Source organism: Streptomyces sp. NPDC007896 (assembly GCF_042959425.1).
GTDB lineage: Bacteria > Actinomycetota > Actinomycetes > Streptomycetales > Streptomycetaceae > Streptomyces.
The window spans coordinates 496,355-513,952 of record NZ_JBIBKX010000006.1; the positions used below are offsets into that span (position 1 = coordinate 496,355).

At 71.7% G+C, this 17,598-nt stretch carries 16 protein-coding genes; 8 read left to right on the plus strand and 8 right to left on the minus strand.

Features of this window, described 5'->3' with window-relative positions; genetic code table 11:
• The first annotated feature begins 158 nt into the window (after nt 1-158).
• Both ACFZDJ_RS22415 and ACFZDJ_RS22420 read left to right on the plus strand, forming a co-directional pair.
• On the plus strand, nt 159-1,328 hold the full coding sequence (locus tag ACFZDJ_RS22415; RefSeq protein ID WP_391060939.1) for a glycosyltransferase family 39 protein: 1,170 nt from the start codon (nt 159-161) through the stop codon (nt 1,326-1,328).
• 239 nt (nt 1,329-1,567) lie between these two features.
• Entirely contained in the window at nt 1,568-2,608 is a 1,041-nt protein-coding gene (locus tag ACFZDJ_RS22420) for a phosphatase PAP2 family protein (RefSeq protein WP_168507739.1), read from the plus strand.
• A gap of 145 nt (nt 2,609-2,753) precedes the next feature.
• Here ACFZDJ_RS22420 and ACFZDJ_RS22425 read toward each other — a convergent pair whose 3' ends face one another.
• Nucleotides 2,754-2,969: an I78 family peptidase inhibitor gene (locus ACFZDJ_RS22425; protein WP_067364968.1), complete on the minus strand. Its 216-nt coding sequence runs from the start codon at nt 2,967-2,969 to the stop codon at nt 2,754-2,756.
• 414 nt (nt 2,970-3,383) lie between these two features.
• On the opposite strand from ACFZDJ_RS22425, the gene ctaD reads away from it, so the two are divergent.
• Nucleotides 3,384-5,078 (plus strand): cytochrome c oxidase subunit I, encoded by a 1,695-nt coding sequence (gene ctaD / locus ACFZDJ_RS22430; protein ID WP_390934006.1) that lies wholly within the window; start codon nt 3,384-3,386, stop codon nt 5,076-5,078.
• Here the strand turns inward: ctaD and ACFZDJ_RS22435 are convergent.
• From ACFZDJ_RS22435 to ACFZDJ_RS22450, 4 genes are all read right to left on the minus strand, one after another.
• A complete protein-coding gene (locus tag ACFZDJ_RS22435; RefSeq protein ID WP_384906419.1) occupies nt 4,960-5,997 on the minus strand; it encodes a helix-turn-helix transcriptional regulator in 1,038 nt (345 codons plus the stop codon). The two genes, ctaD and ACFZDJ_RS22435, sit on opposite strands and share 119 nt — an antisense overlap.
• 66 nt (nt 5,998-6,063) lie before the next feature.
• On the minus strand, nt 6,064-6,891 hold the full coding sequence (locus ACFZDJ_RS22440) for a hypothetical protein (RefSeq protein WP_391060982.1): 828 nt from the start codon (nt 6,889-6,891) through the stop codon (nt 6,064-6,066).
• 137 nt (nt 6,892-7,028) lie between these two features.
• On the minus strand, nt 7,029-8,291 hold the full coding sequence (locus ACFZDJ_RS22445) for an ABC transporter substrate-binding protein (RefSeq protein ID WP_391060984.1): 1,263 nt from the start codon (nt 8,289-8,291) through the stop codon (nt 7,029-7,031).
• A gap of 48 nt (nt 8,292-8,339) precedes the next feature.
• Nucleotides 8,340-8,882 (minus strand): hypothetical protein, encoded by a 543-nt coding sequence (locus tag ACFZDJ_RS22450; protein WP_384906420.1) that lies wholly within the window; start codon nt 8,880-8,882, stop codon nt 8,340-8,342.
• A gap of 131 nt (nt 8,883-9,013) precedes the next feature.
• On the opposite strand from ACFZDJ_RS22450, the gene ACFZDJ_RS22455 reads away from it, so the two are divergent.
• Genes ACFZDJ_RS22455 through ACFZDJ_RS22465 form a run of 3 tightly spaced genes read left to right on the plus strand, consistent with a single transcriptional unit; the run spans nt 9,014 to nt 12,845 of the window.
• On the plus strand, nt 9,014-9,508 hold the full coding sequence (locus tag ACFZDJ_RS22455) for a hypothetical protein (protein ID WP_390934004.1): 495 nt from the start codon (nt 9,014-9,016) through the stop codon (nt 9,506-9,508).
• Nucleotides 9,508-12,192, plus strand: a complete 2,685-nt coding sequence (locus tag ACFZDJ_RS22460; protein ID WP_391060941.1) for an ATP-binding cassette domain-containing protein — start codon at nt 9,508-9,510, stop codon at nt 12,190-12,192. Before ACFZDJ_RS22455 ends, ACFZDJ_RS22460 begins: the two co-directional genes overlap by 1 nt.
• Nucleotides 12,189-12,845 carry an ATP-binding cassette domain-containing protein gene (locus ACFZDJ_RS22465; RefSeq protein ID WP_391060943.1) on the plus strand — a complete coding sequence of 219 codons (657 nt, stop codon included), beginning with the start codon at nt 12,189-12,191 and terminating at the stop codon, nt 12,843-12,845. Before ACFZDJ_RS22460 ends, ACFZDJ_RS22465 begins: the two co-directional genes overlap by 4 nt.
• On the opposite strand, the gene ACFZDJ_RS22470 is transcribed toward ACFZDJ_RS22465, so the two are convergent.
• Together ACFZDJ_RS22470 and ACFZDJ_RS22475 are read right to left on the minus strand one after the other, a co-directional pair.
• On the minus strand, nt 12,842-13,315 hold the full coding sequence (locus ACFZDJ_RS22470) for a transglycosylase family protein (protein ID WP_391060945.1): 474 nt from the start codon (nt 13,313-13,315) through the stop codon (nt 12,842-12,844). The two genes, ACFZDJ_RS22465 and ACFZDJ_RS22470, sit on opposite strands and share 4 nt — an antisense overlap.
• Before the next feature lie 99 nt (nt 13,316-13,414).
• Nucleotides 13,415-14,131, minus strand: a complete 717-nt coding sequence (locus ACFZDJ_RS22475) for a transglycosylase family protein (RefSeq protein WP_390934000.1) — start codon at nt 14,129-14,131, stop codon at nt 13,415-13,417.
• Nucleotides 14,132-14,669: 538 nt separating this feature from the next.
• Between ACFZDJ_RS22475 and ACFZDJ_RS22480 the strand changes: the two genes are divergently transcribed.
• Together ACFZDJ_RS22480 and ACFZDJ_RS22485 are read left to right on the plus strand one after the other, a co-directional pair.
• Nucleotides 14,670-15,443: a hypothetical protein gene (locus ACFZDJ_RS22480; RefSeq protein WP_099923453.1), complete on the plus strand. Its 774-nt coding sequence runs from the start codon at nt 14,670-14,672 to the stop codon at nt 15,441-15,443.
• Between the two features lie 167 nt (nt 15,444-15,610).
• Complete coding sequence (locus tag ACFZDJ_RS22485) at nt 15,611-16,018, plus strand: hypothetical protein (RefSeq protein ID WP_385373656.1); 408 nt, start codon at nt 15,611-15,613, stop codon at nt 16,016-16,018.
• A 63-nt stretch (nt 16,019-16,081) separates the two neighbouring features.
• Here the strand turns inward: ACFZDJ_RS22485 and der are convergent, their stop codons facing one another.
• Complete coding sequence (gene der / locus ACFZDJ_RS22490) at nt 16,082-17,566, minus strand: ribosome biogenesis GTPase Der (RefSeq protein WP_168507757.1); 1,485 nt, start codon at nt 17,564-17,566, stop codon at nt 16,082-16,084.
• Nucleotides 17,567-17,598: the final 32 nt, after the last annotated feature.

The window sequence follows — 17,598 nt, forward strand, 5'->3', positions numbered from 1 at the left end:
AAGGCGAGTGAGCGGCCAGCGTACGCGAGTTCCTGTCTCATACACGTGGCAGACCTCTCACGTTCTTCTTGCCGAGCATGTGGCGTACGCCACGCTCCCTCTGGGGCACCACGCCCCGGACGGCCGACCGGTTCCGCTCGCCGTCGATAATCGAGCCCGTGACCGATCTTGAGACGCCCCTCGCGACGCCGCCCGGCGCGAGCGCGCCACGCCGGGCCGCGCCCGCCCTCCTCGGGTACGCCGCGGTGCGGGCCCTGGGCGTCCTCACGCTCGCCCTGTGGAGCGCGGCGAACGGCAAGAGCGCCCACAAACTGCTGACGGCGCGCTGGGACTCGCTCTGGTACACCCGCGTCGCCGATCTCGGCTACGGCTACGAGGTGCGGCTGCCCAACGGCGACGTCCACTCGAACCTCGCGTTCTTCCCGCTGCTGCCCTGGCTGGAGCGGCTCGTCTCGGCGCTCACCCCTCTGTCGTACGCGGATGCCGGGCTGCTGGTCAGCACGCTGGCCTCGCTCGCCGCGGCCTGGGGGATCTTCGCCGTCGCGGACCACGTGTACGGCCCCCGCGTGGGCGTCTGCGCGGCGCTGGTCTGGGCGGTGCTGCCCGTCGGCATCGTGCAGTCGATGGCGTACAGCGAGTCCCTCTTCACGGCACTCGCCGCCTGGTCGCTCTACGCGGTGCTGACCGGCCGCTGGGTGACGGCGGGCCTGCTCGCCGCGTTCGCCGGGCTGACCCGCCCGGTGGGGGCCGCGGTGATCGCGGCCCTGTGGGTGGCGGCCATCACCTCGTTCGTGCGGGATCGAAGCGCGCGCCCCGCGCACGGCGCGACCGTGCTCCGACGCGCCCTCGGCATGCTTCTCGCGCCGCTCGGCGCCGCCGGGTATGTGCTCTGGGTCGGCCGTCGCACGGGCAAGGGGCCGCTCGGCTATCTCGACGTCCAGGCGGGCTGGCGCAACGGATTCGACGGCGGGTACGCGTTCGCCCGCTTCGTGGGCGACAAGTTCACGTCATTTCCGTCGGCTCTGGCCGGCGTCGGACTGATCGTCGGAGTCGCACTGATCGTCTGGCTGTACGTGACGTGCGTACGACAGGGCCAGCCGCCGGCTCTGCTGGTGTACGCGGGGATCGTCATCGCGCTCGCCCTGTGCGCGTCGAGTTACTTCGGCTCGAAACCGCGCCTCCTGCTGCCCGCTTTCCCCCTCTTGCTCCCCCTCGCGCTGCCCCTGGCCCGACTGCGTACGTCCAGGTCAGCGCTGATTCTCGGTGGTGCGGCGATGGCCTCCGCGCTCTACGGGGCGTTCTGGCTGAACGGCTCCGGTCCGCCATGATCCACCCCTTGACGCTCGGTGAGCGGCCGGAGAATTTCACCCCAGGATTCGGTGAACGAATTCAAAAGTGGCATAAAACCGAACCCCGAGCCGATCAATGGAATTGAAGGATCGGGGCGTCGATGATTAGAGAATCATTGGAATTAAACATCGCCCTGAGAGGAATCCCACATCACATCGTCATCACAAAGCGAGTGATTCGGCCTGGAACGCAGCTCACTCGCTGTAACGTCGATTGAGTGCGTACCGAACGAAACCTCACCCGTCTGGACCGGGTCTTCGCCCGGTTGGACCGTGAGCCGGAACGGCCGGCGAACATCGATGTGCCGAAGATGAGCAGGCACAGGGTTGTGCTCTTCGGAGCCACCCTGGCCTTCTACGTGGCCATCGTGTGGGCCGTTGCGATCACATCGTGGCTGGTCCGGTTCGACTGGCAGGTCATGTTCTTCCGGCCCTATCAGCAGTGGCCGGAGATCCACGCGTTCCTCGACTACTACGTGGTGCTGGGCCAGCGCGGCCCGACCGCCGTGATGGTCGCCGCGTGGCTCGGCTGGCGCTCCTGGCGGCAGCACACCCTGCGCCCGCTGCTCACGCTGGGCGCCTCACTGCTGCTGCTCAACATCACGGTCGGCGCCGCGAAGCTCGGCATGGGCCGCCTCGGCCCGCACTACGCCATCACGATCGGCTCGAACGAGATGGGCCTCGGCGGCGATATATTCCCTTCGGGCCACACCGCGAACGCTGTCGTGACCTGGGGAATCCTGGCCTATCTGGCCTCCACCCCGCGGGCGAGGCGCTGGCTTTCGGCGCTGTCCGCCGTGACCTCGCTCGGCGTCGGCCTCACCACCGTCTACCTCGGTACGCACTGGCTGAGCGATGTGCTGCTGGGCTGGGCCGCCGGTCTGCTGATCCTGCTGGCGCTGCCGTGGTGCGAGCCGCTGATCGCCCGCGCCGAGACCGGCCTGTTCACCCTGCGCGACGCCTGGCGCGCCCGCCGCGGCCGTGCGCTGCCCGTCCCGGCCGAGGCTCCGGTCGGCTCCCCGGTCGGTGCGCCCGTGCTGGTCAAGCAGTCGGTCCCGGTGGACGAGGAGGTTCCCGCGCGCGCGGCGGTGGCCACCGGCCGCCCGCCCCGGGCGCCGGTCTACCTGGCGCCGGGACCGCACACGACCCGCTCGGAGCGCACCCCGGTCACCCCGGTCGGCAGCCGCCGTCCACCGCACTCGGACCGCGCGGCGCGCACCGCCACGACGACGTCCGCCCGGCCGCTGACAGGCGGATGAGGCGCAACGGACCGATCATGGAGAACAGCGGGGCCGGTACGCACAACCTCCCCGCACGGCGAAGGCCCCCGGCTCGTGAGCCGGGGGCCTTCGCGCATCCCGTGGATTCGGCCTCCCGGCCTCCGTGGATTCGGCCTCCGTGGCCTCAGCCCTTCCAGCAGCGGGTCACCCGGCCGTCGGTGACCTCGAAGTTCAGCCGGCCCGTGCGGTACTCCATGGTGATGATCGCGCCGGGCGGCAGCGAGCGCACCGTGGACCAGCCGTGCTCCCGGGCGCGGTGCTCGGCGTTCCTCGCCTCCAGGCCGACATAGGCCTGCGGACTGTCCTGGGGCTCTGCGGGCGGGGTGGGAATGGGTGCCATGACCGCCACGTTAGGCGGCCGACCGCGGCGGGGGAAGTCAGGACGGCGACCATGCGTCACCCATCCCCCTCCGGTCACGCTTCTGTCACAGGATCACGACACCCGTTTCGGCCGAACTCCGTCACACGTACGAGGGGTTCCGTACGTGTCCCGCACGCCTTCGAACGTAATTCGGTACTAGCGTGACGCCGTCCCGATTAACCCAATGAAAAGCGCGGAGTCCCTCGTCGAGATCGCGTGGGGCGAAGCATTTCCATTCCGATTCCGGGGCATGTCGCGGAAGCTGACACCGCATAGGAAATGCACGGTTCCAGCACAGAACCCCCGCACACCCTCTGTCGGAGCGCGGAGCGACGCAAGCACCATGGCGTGAGCTTCGGGCAGGCCCACGGCGCGACGGCGAAGGGGCGAGCAATGGGCACGGAGACCGCGCAGGCGACGGCGCGACCCGTCCACACGAGGCAGCGGCCGGGACGGCTGGCCGTGGACTGGCTCACCACGACGGACCACAAGAAGATCGGCCACCTCTACCTGATCACGTCCTTCGCCTTCTTCCTCATCGGCGGTCTGATGGCGTTGGTGATGCGCGCCGAACTCGCCCGGCCCGGTCTGCAGATCGTGGACAACAACCAGTTCAACCAGTTGTTCACCCTGCACGGCACGATCATGCTGCTGCTGTTCGCCACCCCGACCTTCGCCGGGTTCGCCAACGAGATCATGCCGCTGCAGATCGGCTCCCCGGACGTCGCCTTCCCCCGTCTGAACATGCTGTCGTACTGGTTCTTCCTCTTCGGCGGCCTGATCGTCCTCAGCTCGCTCATGGTGCCCGACGGGCCCGCCTCCTTCGGCTGGTTCGCCTATGCCCCGCTCAACAGCCTGGAGCGCTCGCCGAACATCGGCGCCGACATGTGGATCATGGGCCTGGCGCTGACGGGCTTCGGCACGATCCTCGGCGCGGTGAACTTCATCACGACCATCGTCGGGATGCGGGCCCCCGGCATGACGATGTTCCGGCTGCCGATCTTCACCTGGAACATCCTCTTCACCTCGATCCTCGTCCTCTTCGCGTTCCCGGTGCTCGCGGCGGCGCTGCTGGTGCTGGAGGCGGACCGGCGCTTCGGGTCGGTGGTGTTCGAGGCGGCCAACGGTGGCGCGCTGCTGTGGCAGCACCTGTTCTGGTTCTTCGGGCATCCCGAGGTCTACATCATCGCGTTGCCGTTCTTCGGGATCATCACGGAGATCCTGCCGGTCTTCAGCAGGAAGCCGATCTTCGGCTATCTGACGCTGGTCGCCGCGACGATGGCCATCACCGGTCTGTCGATCGTGGTGTGGGCGCACCACATGTTCGCGACGGGCGCGGTGCTGCTGCCGTACTTCTCCTTCATGTCGTTCATGATCGCGGTGCCCACGGGGGTGAAGTTCTTCAACTGGAGCGGGACGATGATCAAGGGCTCGCTCTCCTTCGAGACGCCCATGCTGTGGGCCATCGGCTTCCTGGTGTCGTTCCTGTTCGGCGGTCTGACCGGAGTGATCCTGGCCTCGCCGCCGATGGACTTCGAGGTCACCGACTCGTATTTCGTGGTCGCGCACTTCCACTACGTCGTCTTCGGCACCGTCGTCTTCGCGACCTTCGGCGGCTTCTCCTTCTGGTGGCCCAAGTTCACCGGCAAGATGCTCGACGAACGGCTCGGGAAGATCCATTTCTGGACGCTCTTCGTCGGCTTCCACACGACGTTCCTGGTGCAGCACTGGCTGGGTGCCGAGGGCATGCCGCGCCGGTACGCGGACTATCTGGCCGCCGACGGCTTCACGGCGCTCAACACCGTCTCGACGATCGGCGCGTTCCTGCTGGGCATGTCGACGCTGCCGTTCCTCTACAACGTGTGGAAGACGTCCCGGTACGGCACGAAGGTCGAGGTGGACGACCCCTGGGGCTTCGGCCGCTCCCTGGAGTGGGCGACCTCGTGTCCGCCGCCCCGGCACAACTTCGTCACGCTGCCCCGGATCCGCTCCGAGAGCCCGGCGTTCGACCTGCACCATCCCCAGTACGGGGCGATCGCTCAGGAGGCCGCTCCAGCGCCCGGGACAGCCGGTCCCGGGCCGTCCTGATCGCCTCGGTGAGTTCGGCCGGCTCCAGGACCTCGAACTCGAAGCCCATCAGCATCACGTGAATCACCATCACGTCGAGGCCGGCGGCGCCGGTGCGCAGGACGCAGCTGTCCTGCCCGGAGGCTTCCAGCGTTCCCGCCGAGGGGGAGATCCGCTCGGCCGCCTCTTCCAGGGGCACGAAGAGCCGGACGACCGCCTGTGAGGCGTACGCGCGCGTGGAGACCCCTTTGGAGACGTACGCCGCCAGATCCTCGGCCGGTGGCGTACGGGGGGTGAAGCGGGGTCCGTGCGGAGGCCTGGGGGTGATGCGGTCGGCCCGGAACGTGCGCCAGTCGTCGCGGTCGACGTCCCAGGCGACCAGGTACCAGCGGTGCTCGGTGCACACCAGGCGGTGTGGTTCGACGGTCCGGCGGGTCGGGGAGCCGCCGTGGTCGCGGTACTCGAAGCGCAGCCGCTCACCGTCGCGGCAGGCGTTGGCGAGTTCCGTGAGCACGCCCGGGTCCACGGCGGAGGGCTGGGGGCCGCGCAGCATCGGCACGGTGAAGGCGTTGAGGGCGCTCACGCGGCGGCGCAGTCGGCTCGGCAGTACCTGTTCGAGCTTGGCGAGGGCGCGTACGGAGGTCTCGCCGATGCCCTCGATGCCCTGCCCGGCGGCCGTGCGCAGCCCGACGGCGACGGCCACCGCCTCGTCGTCGTCCAGCAGCAGCGGCGGCAGCTCGGCGCCCGCGCCGAGTTGGTAGCCGCCTCCCGTGCCCGGGCTGGCGTTGACGGGATAGCCCAGCTCGCGCAGCCGGTCCACATCGCGGCGGATCGTGCGGGGCGTCACGCCCAGACGGCCCGCCAGATCGGCCCCGGACCATTCGCGGTGGGCCTGGAGCAGTGAGAGCAACCGCAGCAGTCGTGCCGATGTCTCCAACATGGCGTCGAGTCTGCCAGCCCTTGCGGACAACCACTGTCCGCAAGGCGCTCCCGGCGCCGGGCGCGGTCAGCCGGCCGCGGTGACCGTCACGGACAGGTCGTTGTCCCGCGTGTAGTAGGGCCCGGCCTCCACCGGGCCGTACAGGGTCTTCACCGGCACCCTCGGATGGATGAGGAAGGGGCCCTTGTCGGCGATGTCGTCGAGCAGCCGCGCGATCCGTACCCGGGGCCCGCCCTCCCCCGCCGGGCGCAGCCAGAGGTCCCAGACGCCGGGCCGCAGGGCGCCGTATGCCACCGTGAAGCCGAACTCCGCCTGCTCCACGGCCACTTCCGCGCGGATCAGCGGACCCGCCGCATCCCGGTGGCAGACCTCGGCATGCGCGTCCGGCGCGAGGGGGATGCCGTACACCCGGCCTCGTACGCCCAGTCCCCGCTCTCCCCGGTACAGCTCGACGGCCTCCGCGTGCGGGGCCCGCAGCCAGCTGCGCACGGAGAGGTTGCCGTGCCGGGTCGCGTACGGGATGCGCACGGCGACATGGCCGAGGGAGCCGCTGGGGACCCGGGCGACGAGCGAGCGCAGGTCGTTGGCGCCCGGGGCCAGTCGTCGCGGCTCGCCTCCCGCGACCTGGGCGTAGGCGTCCCAGCGGCCCTCGGGCAGGGCGACGCCGCTGGGCAGCGCGGCGCGCAGCCGGCCGTCCCCGGTGGGGGTCAGCGGCAGGCTGACCTCCTCGTGGCCCTCGCGGCGGCGCAGCACCAGGAGCGCGGCACCCGGCTCGCCGGTCTCGGCGACGTCGAAGGTCAGTCCGCCCGCGGAGTCGGCGATGCAGTCGACGCACGGGGGCACGGCGGCGTCCGGGTCGGCGCGGTGCCGAGCGGTCCGCGGGACCGGCGTCATCATGCGGGCGCCCTTTCGTGCGGGGCGGCGCCACCGGGTCCTCCGTCGGATCCGCCTCCTGTCGGGATAGACCCCAGGCCCGGGTGAATGGTTGCTTCTCACGCGCACATCAGGGCGCGCAGGACTGCCGAGGCACGTCAGGGTTCGTACGGCAGTTGCGGCACGTCGAAGCAGTCGCTGTTCATGTCGCCCTGGGAGACCCAGCCCCTGCCGTCCTCCCAGCGGGCCACCGAGACGCAGGTCCGGCGGGTCTTCGGGGGTGTGGGCAGGCGCTCGGAGGAGACGGGGATCAGCAGGCCGTCGGCGGTGTACGGGGCGCCGCTGTTCATGAAGCGGTCGACACACGCGCGTGTGACGCCCGTTTTCGCGCAGGACTTCGCGGCGTCCGTGAACCACATCGCGGCCGCCCAGCCCTCCAGCTGCCACTGGGAGTGAGTCGGCAGTCCCTTGGTGGCGTCCCGGAACACGCGGACGGCGGCGTCGGAGGTGTCCTCGTAGTTCCGGCTGGATCCGGTCACCCACAGGGCGTTGCGGCAGCGCGGTGCGTCCTTGTAGTCCTCGGGGACGGTGGAGGTCCAGTTCTGCACGTTGGTGACCTTGGCGATGACCTTGGCGCCGACGTCGTCCATCGCCTTGCACAGCTGGGCGTTGCCGTGCGTGTCGAGGGCGTCGAAGACGAGGTCGGCGCCCTGGTCCTTGAGATCGGCCGCGGCGGCGCGGAAGTTGGGCAGCGCGAAGTCGACCTGTTCGGTGACCACCTGGTAGCCCTCGGCCTTCAGACCCCGGGTGACGAGCCGGGCGTACGCGGCCGACGCGGACTGGTTGTAGGAGATCACGGCGGCCGTACGGGCGCCCTGGACGCGCTTGAAGTAGCGGTAGACCTCGGTACCGCCGTACAGCTTCCCGCCCCAGCCCGGTGTTCCCTCGCGGGGCGCAAGGCTGCCGTAGATCCCGTAGAGGTGCGGATAGGTGTCGTAGGCCGCGCCGATGGGCTGTCCGCCGATGTCGGGCACCCCCGCGGCGGACACCCGGGAGGCGCCCGCGTAGTCGAGGGCGGTGGTGGCGACGAGGGCGACGACCTTGTCCTCGTCGATGAGCCGGTGCACGCACTCGTTGTCGCCCACGCCGCTGCCGCCGTCGTCGCAGGTGTGCACCTCGACCGGGCGGCCGCCGATGCCCCCGCGCGCGTTGAGGCGGTCGAAGTAGGCCTTGGCCCCGTCGCGCGGGCCGGTGAAGGCGGAGCCGCCGACGGGGCTGGTGGCGCTGGTGACGATGCCGACCCGCAGCGGGGCGGTGCCCTGCGGGGCGGGCGTGGTCCGGTGCTCGAAGTCGCTCTCGGGCAGACGGCTGCCGCAGGCCGCCGTGCCCAGGACGAGTGCCGTGCCCAGCAGGAGCGGCAGGCCCGCGGCGAGGACTCCTTCGGGAACACCCTTGGAGCGCACGGCGGGTCAGCAGCCGGCCGGGGTCGCGGATCCGTCGCCGCTCAGCGCGACCAGTGCGCAGAGGGTGTTGTCGGAGACCTTCCAGGTGCCGTTCTCGTAGACGGCCGTCCCGGAGGCGTTCGGCAGGGCGGTCGCGCCCTTCAGGGTCAGCGCGTACGTCACCTCGGCCTCGGCCGGCGCGGTGAACACGACCTTCTGGACCTGGGCCGCGACCTGCTGACCACGCTTGTCGCCGCTGAAGCCCTGGACGACCGCGGTCATCCTGTCGCCGTTCTCCAGGTAGTTCAGTTTGTCCTTGACCGGGACGGACGGGGAGAAGAACTTCTCCCAGTTCCGCCTGACCTGGTTCTCGGCCGCCGCCGGGTCGTCCGGGCCGGTCGGGCTGGGCGGCGCGCTGCTGGGCCGCTCCACGGTGGGGGTGGGCGGAGGGGTCGAACTCCCGCCGCCGCTGCTGTCGCCGCACGCCGTGAGGGCCCCGGCGAGGACGAGCACGACCAGCGCCGCCACCCCCCGGCCGTTGTCCCGCCTGAGGTCGCTCCCGAGAACCATGCTGGCTCACCACCGGGTGTCGGTCCGGGCCGACCGCGCCCGGAGCTTTCAGGGTCAGCTTCCAGAAGGCATAGTGCAAGTCCATTGGCGGACTTGGAAGACAGACAGCCACACGACGTCTGGGAGCCAGGATGCGGACACCTCGACTGCGGACCGTGCACCCCGTCCTGTGGGCCGGGTGCGCCGCGCTCGCCGCCGGGGCGGTGCTGTGCGTCATCGGCTGGTACGGCGTCTCGGGCGAGCGGTACGCGGAACGGCAGTTGCCCTACCTGGCGTCCTGCACGATTCCCGGGGCCGCGCTGATCGTCGCGGGCGCGGTGCTGCTCACGCACGGCAGGAACGCCCTGGCGGCGGCGCGCGTCGAGGAGTTGTACGGGTTGCTGGTGGCGACGGAGCCCGCCGACGCGGAGCGGTCCGAACAGGCCGCCGTGGCGCCCCTCGCCGTCAGCGGGGAACTGCTGATGGTCCCCGGGGGCACGCTGTGGCACCGCGCGGACTGCCCGCTGGTCGCGGGGAAGCCGACCGCCGTGCCGGTGGACTCGCGGGTGCTGGCGAGCGGGGAGCTGGGCCCGTGCCCGATCTGTGAGCCGCCCGCGGCCGAGCGGTCGCCCGCGCCGGAGCGGTGATGAGCGGCTCCCTGACCTACGACCTCACGCTGGCCGGGCTCTCGGTCGGCGGCGCGGCGGCGCTCACCGGGATCGGGCTGGTCGTCACCCACCGGGCGACCGGGGTGCTGAACTTCGCGCACGGCGCGATCGCGATGGTGTGCGCGTATCTGCTGCGGCAGTTCACGGTGGTGTGGGGCTGGCCGCTCGCGCTCGGTGCCGCGGTGACGCTGCTGCTGGTGGCCCCCGCGGTCGGCGTGGCCCTGGAACGGTTCGTCTTCCGCCCCCTGTCCGTCCTCGGCGGCGACCCGGCGCAGACGCTGGTCGCGTCTCTCGGCGTCTTCGTGCTGCTGGTCGGCGGGGCCGCGCTGGTGTGGGGCACCGGGGCGCGCGCGGACGCGCCGACGCTGGTGTCGGCGGACCCGTGGGGACAGGTGGCGGTCGCCCTCGCACTGGCGGTCGGGGTGGGGGGCGTGACGCGCTGGACGCGTTTCGGCACGGAACTGCGGGCCGTCGTCGACGACCGCTCGCTCGCCGTGCTCGGCGGCATCGACGCGGACCGGGTGGCCGCCGCGGGCTGGGCGTTCGGCTCCTTCACGGCGGGCCTGACGGGCGTGCTCCTGGCGCCGTACGTACGACTCGATCCGTACGGCATGCCGTTGCTCGTCATGGAGGTGATGGCGGTGGCCGTCGCCGCCCGGATGCGCAGCCTCCCGGTGGCCGTCGTGGTGGCGCTGGGTCTCGGGGTCGCGCAGAGTCAGCTGACGCGGCTGCATCCGGCGGGCTGGGCGGAGCCGCTGCTCCAGGCGGTGGGCGCGAACCTGTTCGTGGTGGCCCTGTTGGTCGCGGCGCTCGTCCTGCCGGGGATCGGCGACCGTGACGCCCTGCCGCGTACGGCGAGGACCCGGGCGGCGACGCCCCCGGGCGCGTGGATCGTCGCGGTCGTCCTGTTCCTGCTGCCGCTCGGCCTCGCGGGCTCGGACCTGCACACATCGGTGCAGGTGCCCGCGCTGGGTGTGGTGCTCCTGTCCCTGGTCGTGGTGACGGGCCGCGGCAGTCAGATCTCCCTCGGGCAGGCGGCGTACGCGGGTCTGGGCGCGCTGTTCACCGCGCTGCTGGCCGCCGGCCGCTTCCCCGGACTGCCCCGTCTGCCCGAACTGGCCGCGCTGGCGGTGGCGGTGGTGCTGGTCGCCCCGCTCGGGGTCCTGACCGGCTGGCCGGCGATCAGCCGCCACGGCCTGGCGCTGGCCCTGGCGACGTTCGCCGTGGGGGTGGGCGTCAGCCGTTTCGTCTTCGCCCAGCCCTACGCGACCTCGGGGCTGTCCCTGGACCGCCCGGCGGGCTTCGACGGAGACCGCGCGTACTACGTGCTCGAACTGGGGCTGCTGGCGGCCGCGTTGCTGGCGACGGGGGCCATGCGCCGGGGCCGTACGGGCCGCGCCCTGGCCGCGATGCGCGACCACGCGTCGGGCGCCTCGGCGGCGGGCGTACGGGTCCCCTCGCTGAAGCTGACGGCGTTCGTGGCGGGCGCCGCCCTGGCCGCGCTGGGTGGGGGGATGCTCGGCATGGGTCTGCGCGCCTTCGACGCGACGGCGTACGACCCGGTGCGCGGGTTGCTCTGGTTCGCGGCGGTCGTGGTCCTCGGCGCTGACAGCGCCCTCGGCGCGCTGGCCGCGGCGGCGTTGCTGGTGGGGCTCGACGCGGGGGCGCGCGGCGGGGTCGCCGCGGCGCTGATCGGGGTGCTCGCGGTACTCGTCGGCCGGTTCCCCGGTGGCCCGTACGAGGCCCTGCGCACGGCGACGTCCCGGCTCCGGCCACGCCGCCGGGCGACGCCGACCCCGCTGGGGGCGCGGGTGCGGCGACGACTGCGGTCGGTGGAGACGGGGCCCACCGACCAACCGCCCGCCGCCCAACCGCCCGCCGACGAACGGCCGGACGGCACCGGACCGGAACCCGCCATACCCCGGCAGGGCACGACATCCCGCCGGCCGGACACCCCACACACTCCTGCCGTGCCGGCCCCCGCATCGCTGCTCGCCCGAGGTATACGGGTCGCCTACGGCGGTTTCACCGCGCTCGACGGGGTCGATCTCGAGGTCCGGCCCGGGTGGGTCACCGCTGTCGTGGGGCCCAACGGGGCCGGCAAGAGCACCCTGTTCCACTGCCTCGCCGGCACGCTGCGCCCGTCGCAGGGCCGGGTGCTGTTCGGCGAACAGGACATCACCCGGCTCCCCGCGCACGCCCGGACCCGGCTCGGCATCGCGCGGACCTTCCAGCAGCTGGCCGTCTTCCCCTCGTTGACGGTGGCCGAGAACGTGCAAGTGGGGGCGGAGCAGGGCCGGATCGCCGATCCCGCCGCGGCGGAACGTGCGTTGCGGCTGTTCGGGCTCGACGGCCCGGTCCGCGCGCTGCCCGCCGAGGGCCTGCCGACCGGGACGCTCCGACGCGTCGAGCTGGCGCGGGCCCTCGCGGGAAGTCCGCACGTGCTGCTGCTCGACGAGCCCGCCGCGGGCCTGGACACCGCCGAAGTGACCGCGCTGGCCCGGGTGCTGCGCGCACTCGCCGCGGACGGCACGGCCCTGCTGGTCGTCGAGCACGACCTCGATCTGGTCGCCGACCTCGCCGACGTCGTCCATGTCATGACCGCCGGACGCGTCGTCACCTCCGGCCCCGCCCGCCACGTACTGGAGCGGGGGCGCGGATGAACATCTCGCTGCGCCACGCGCGCGTGCGCTACGGCCCCCTGGAGGCCCTGCACGGCGTGACCCTGGTCGCGCCCGGCCCCGGCCTCACCGTGCTGCTCGGCCGCAACGGCTCGGGCCGTACGACCGCCCTGCGCGCCCTCGCGGGAACCGTGCCGCTGTCCGACGGCACGGTCGTCTGGGACGGGGTGGACGTGACCCGGCTGCCCGCCTTCGAACGGGCCCGGCGCGGGTTGTGCCTGGTCCCGGAGCGCCGGGCCGTCTTCGGCTCGCTCACGGTCCGCGAGCACCTGGTGCTGGCCGCGCCCGACTTCGCTCCCGCCCTCGACGCGTACCCGCAGTTGGAGCCTCTCCTCCCACGCCGCGCCGGCACCCTCTCCGGGGGCGAGCAGCGCATGCTCGCCCTCTCCCGCGCCCTGCTGGCACGCGCGCGCGTGGTGCTCGTCGACGAGCCCGCGCAGGGCATGTCACCGGCGGTCGCGGCCCGCACGTACGAACTCCTCGGCGGCCTCGACGCGTGCGTGGTGGTCGCCGAGCAGCGGCTGCCGCCCGGTCTGCGCGAACGGGCGGGCCGGGCAACCTACGTCCATGAACTGAGCCGGGGCTCGGTCGCGTTCAGCGCAGAGGCGGCCGAAGTGCGCCGCCGGGAGACCTAGAACGTCCGACCGGGGTTCATCACACGTGTGCGGCCCCGGAGTTTGTACCTCTTGGCACAGACGGGCCAGGCGCCCCACCCCTGGGCGCGCAGCACCCGCTTGGCGACCTTGATCTGCTCCTTCCGCCGGGCCAGGTCCGCACGCGGGGCGTACGCCCGGCCTCCGAACGCCACCCAGGTGGCCTGCCTGAACTGCAGTCCTCCGTAGTGGTGGTTTCCGGTGTTCGCGTGCCAGCGCCCGCCGCTCTCGCACTTGGCGAGGCAGCCCCAGGGCCACTGGTCCCGCGCACAGTTGTACGACACCCGCCCCGCCGGCTGGCCGGAGAACGGGGACAACGGGGACAACGGGGACGGGGACGCGACGGCCGCCCTCGCGGGAACGAGGACGGCCAGGGTGGCGGCGACGACGGTCGCGGCCACGTACCGCATGCGCTTGTTCAACAGGGGCGACGGCGTCGGATCGATGTGCATCGGGTCACGCTAAGCAGCACACCGGGCGTGTCCGCCTCGCCGCGCCCGGAGCCCACCCGGTCGGAGGACCGGGGTGGGGCGGCGGGGCGGAGCCGGGGCTCAGAGGTCGAGGCGCTGGCCGGGCATGATCAGGTCGGGGTCACCGCCGATGACCGCCCGGTTGGCGGCGTAGATCTTCCGCCAGGTCGTTCCGTGCCGCTCCGCGATGCCGCTCAGGGTGTCGCCGCCGCGGACGGTGTAGTCGCCGCGGGACGCCGCGCGGTTCGTGTGGCCGGATGCGCGCGCCGGGGCCTCGGACGCCTGTGCGGGGGCCGACTTGGTCGTCGACTTGGTGGGAGCCGACTTGGAGGCCGACTTCGACGTCGACCTGGGTGCCGCCTTGGGGGCCGACTTCGTGGTGGCCGACCCTCCGGACGACGCGGCGCCCGAGGACGCGGGAGCGTTGCCGTACGCTCCGGCCCGCGCCGAACAGGTGGGCCAGGCGCCCCATCCCTGTGCGTTCTGGACCTTGGTGGCAACGGCTATCTGGGCGGCCTTGGAGGCCTTGTCGGCGGTCGACGCATAGGCCGAACCGCCGTACGCCCGCCAGGTGCCGGCGGAGAACTGCAGTCCTCCGTAGTAGCCGTTGCCGGTGTTGATGTGCCAGTTTCCGCCGCTCTCGCACTTGGCGATGCGGTCCCACACTCCGCTGTCGGCCGCGGCGGCGTTGCCGGTCGCGGCGAGCAGTCCGAGCGGGGCGAGCAGAGCCGCCCCGGCGAGGACCGCCGTCGTACGCGTCGTACGAACCTTACGAGTGTTATCGGCACATGCGGACATGTAGTTCCCTCTCGAAACACCCGGGATCCCCCAAGGCGGGGCGCGACTTCCTGCGCGTAGGACGCGGTCGTCGTGCTCCGCCCCGTCCGCCGGAGGTGGTGCTGTGAACCAGTCGTACGGTTCGGCCGGCGGACGTACCCGAGCGGTGCTCTGTGCACACGGCCGAGAAATCTATGGAGGGGTCGCCCCGATATCAACCAACTCCATGTCATTCGAGGCCAGTTCACAGTTACCGTGGGTATCGGCGATTTTCAGCCACCCACTTCATAGGCTGATTTCACGATTTGTCGACCAGACACCCAAGTGACCTGTGACCCACTTCACGGAACCAACTTCCTTGAACGCACACGAAGTTGGCTCGGAGTAACAGATTCCGCACAAGGGATCACCCTGCGCGTCGGATGGTTCGATTCCGTTCGCTCCCGGGCGTGACTCCGGCCACAGATCGCCCGTTGTCATCTTCATGAGCCGGGACCCCCGGATTCATGGGCCGGGAGCCACCCGGCATCGCCACGTACCGCATCCCGAGGAGCCACCCGTGCCGCGCATGCTCGACGTCAGCGACGACGTACGCGCCGAGATCGGCGACGAAGAAGCCGACCGGCTGCTCGCCGGAGAGAACGCCCCGGGCAGTTACGACTGCACGTCCTGCCGCACCCCGGGCGACTCGGAACAGGAGCGCACCAGCACCGTCCTGTTCATCGGCGACGAGACCGCCGTCCTCGCCTTCGCCCACGCCACCTGTCTGCCCTCACAGGTCGTCCAGGTCACCGAGGAGCAACTCCAGGGCGCCGTCCGCTCGATCAACCCCGACGGCGTGCCCGCCCAGGCCGCGCCCGAGCAGGCCGTGCTCGGCGTGACCAGCGGACTCATCCTGATCAGCGGCGAGTTGCACCCCGCGCTCGTCGTCGAGCCGACGGGGCCCATCGTGCGGCCCGGCTCGACGGACATCGGTGACGACTTCCTGCCGCTCCTCATCGAACAGGGGTTCATGCCGGTGACCGAGCTGAGCTCGGTGCCGCCGGTGCTGCACGGGTGGTCCGTGCTGCTCGCCATGGGGCAGCTGCACGCCGTGCTCCAGCCGGGCACCGGGGGCGGGTCGCCCGTCGCCTGGTGGCAGGCGCACCAGGCGCTCCAGGTCGCCGAGAGCTGGCGCGCCGCCGCCAACAAGCACCAGCAGGTGCTGCTGTTCGCGGCGCCGGTCGGGTCGATCGGGCGGCAGCCGCGGGAGGATCTGCTGCGGGACGCGCTGGACAAGGCGGCGGCGAACGGGAAGTTGGTGGCCGCCGCGATGCCGCTCGCCGGAACGTGAGCGTTCCACTGGGTCGAGCCGGGGAGCTGCGGTGCGTCGCCTTGTGCGGGTCCGTCGTGGCTGGTCGCGCAGTTCCCCGCACCCCTGAAGGGCTTGCGCCTCTGACGGGGCGGGCTGAAGCAAAGGTGTGACCGCATCTGTTGGGCTGTGGGGTCGTTGGCACATACGTGCACACCTACGACGCCCCCCGCCGCCAGCCCTTCCAGCAGATCCCGGCCGCGCGATCGGCTCAGGATCCTCCCCGCAGCCCATCGGCCACGCCGATCTATGACGCGCTCTACGCCGAGTGGGTCAGATCGTTCAGGGCCCTGCCCGGTGACCGCCACGGCGAGGACGAGCTCGGCTTCACGGCTTTCGGGATCCTGACGCAGGGTTCCAGCGCGTACGGCGGATCCTCGTATTCCTCGTCGTACAGCTCCTACAGCGCGGGGGCGTACTCCGCGCGCAACGGCGGCTCCCAGCACGGTCACGGCGCGTCGACGACCGGCGTCTGGCAGCCGGTGGCGCGCATGCACGGTACGGGACTGCACCACATCCCGGCCGCGCTGCCGCCCGCGCCCCGCAGGGGGCTGTGAGCAGAATCGGTTGAACAGGTGAGGGGTGGCTCCCATGGGAGCCGCCCCTCACCTGTCGCTACGTCACTTCTTCTTGGTGCCGCGCTTCTCGCGCACCCGTACGGAGATGTGGATCGGCGTCCCCTCGAAGCCGAACTCCTCGCGCAGCCGGCGCTCGATGAAGCGCCGGTAGCCGTGCTCGATGAAGCCGGAGGCGAAGAGCACGAACCGCGGAGGCTTGGTGCCCGCCTGCGTACCGAAGAGGATGCGGGGCTGCTTGCCGCCGCGGACCGGGTGCGGGTGGGCGGCGACGAGCTCGCCGAGGAAGGCGTTCAGACGGCCGGTCGGGACACGGGTCTCCCAGCCGTCCAGGGCCGCCTCGATCGCGGGGACGAGCTTCTCCATGTGCCGTCCGGTGCGCGCCGAGACGTTCACCCGGGGCGCCCACGCCACCTGGAGGAGCTCGGTCTCGATCTCCCGCTCCAGGTAGTAGCGGCGCTCCTCGTCGAGGGTGTCCCACTTGTTGAAGGCGAGGACGATCGCGCGGCCCGCCTCGACGGCCATCGTCACGATGCGCTGGTCCTGTACGGAGATGGTCTCGGACGCGTCGATCAGGATGACCGCGACCTCGGCCTTCTCGACGGCGGCGGCCGTGCGCAGCGAGGCGTAGTAGTCCGCGCCCTGCTGGAGGTGGACGCGCTTGCGGATGCCCGCCGTGTCGACGAACTTCCAGGTGACGCCGCCGAGTTCGATGAGCTCGTCGACCGGGTCACGGGTGGTGCCCGCGACCTCGTTGACGACCACGCGGTCCTCGTTGGCCACCTTGTTCAGGAGCGAGGACTTGCCGACGTTCGGGCGGCCGATGAGGGCGATGCGGCGGGGACCGCCCACCGCGGTGCCGAAGGTCTGCGCCGGAGCCTCGGGCAGCGCCTCCAGGACGGCGTCCAGCATGTCGCCGGTGCCGCGGCCGTGCAGCGCGGACACGGGGTGCGGCTCGCCGAGACCGAGGGCCCAGAGGTACGAGGCGTCGGACTCGCCGCTCATGCCGTCGACCTTGTTGGCGCACAGGACGACAGGCTTGCCGGCCTTGCGGAGAAGGCGGACGACCGCCTCGTCGGTGTCGGTCGCGCCGACCTTGGCGTCGACGACGAAGACGACCGCGTCGGCGGCCTCGATCGCGTACTCGGCCTGCGCGGCGACGGACGCGTCGATGCCGAGGACGTCCTGCTCCCAGCCGCCGGTGTCGACGAGCTTGAAGCGGCGGCCCGCCCACTCGGCCTCGTAGGTGACGCGGTCGCGGGTGACGCCGGGCTTGTCCTCGACGACCGCCTCGCGGCGGCCGATGATCCGGTTCACCAGGGTCGACTTGCCGACGTTGGGCCGGCCGACGACGGCGAGGACGGGCAGCGGGCCATGGCCCGCCTCGTCGATCGCGCCCTCGACGTCCTCGATGTCGAAGCCCTCTTCCGCGGCGAGCTCCATGAACTCCGCGTACTCGGCATCGCCAAGCGCCCCGTGCTCGTGCTCGGCCGGGCCGGCCGAGCCGTCGGGCTGGATGTGGTCGTTCATGAAGTCCGTACCTCGTCGTTCATCGTGGTGAT

Excerpts from the sequence above, each read along its gene's own strand:
- ACFZDJ_RS22425 (WP_067364968.1), bottom strand. The coding sequence starts at position 2,969 with ATGGCACCCATTCCCACCCCGCCCGCAGAGCCCCAGGACAGTCCGCAG.
- ctaD (WP_390934006.1), top strand. The coding sequence starts at position 3,384 with ATGGGCACGGAGACCGCGCAGGCGACGGCGCGACCCGTCCACACGAGG.
- ACFZDJ_RS22435 (WP_384906419.1), bottom strand. The coding sequence starts at position 5,997 with ATGTTGGAGACATCGGCACGACTGCTGCGGTTGCTCTCACTGCTCCAG.
- ACFZDJ_RS22440 (WP_391060982.1), bottom strand. The coding sequence starts at position 6,891 with ATGACGCCGGTCCCGCGGACCGCTCGGCACCGCGCCGACCCGGACGCC.
- ACFZDJ_RS22450 (WP_384906420.1), bottom strand. The coding sequence starts at position 8,882 with ATGGTTCTCGGGAGCGACCTCAGGCGGGACAACGGCCGGGGGGTGGCG.
- ACFZDJ_RS22455 (WP_390934004.1), top strand. The coding sequence starts at position 9,014 with ATGCGGACACCTCGACTGCGGACCGTGCACCCCGTCCTGTGGGCCGGG.
- ACFZDJ_RS22460 (WP_391060941.1), top strand. The coding sequence starts at position 9,508 with ATGAGCGGCTCCCTGACCTACGACCTCACGCTGGCCGGGCTCTCGGTC.
- ACFZDJ_RS22465 (WP_391060943.1), top strand. The coding sequence starts at position 12,189 with ATGAACATCTCGCTGCGCCACGCGCGCGTGCGCTACGGCCCCCTGGAG.
- ACFZDJ_RS22470 (WP_391060945.1), bottom strand. The coding sequence starts at position 13,315 with ATGCACATCGATCCGACGCCGTCGCCCCTGTTGAACAAGCGCATGCGG.
- ACFZDJ_RS22475 (WP_390934000.1), bottom strand. The coding sequence starts at position 14,131 with ATGTCCGCATGTGCCGATAACACTCGTAAGGTTCGTACGACGCGTACG.
- der (WP_168507757.1), bottom strand. The coding sequence starts at position 17,566 with ATGAACGACCACATCCAGCCCGACGGCTCGGCCGGCCCGGCCGAGCAC.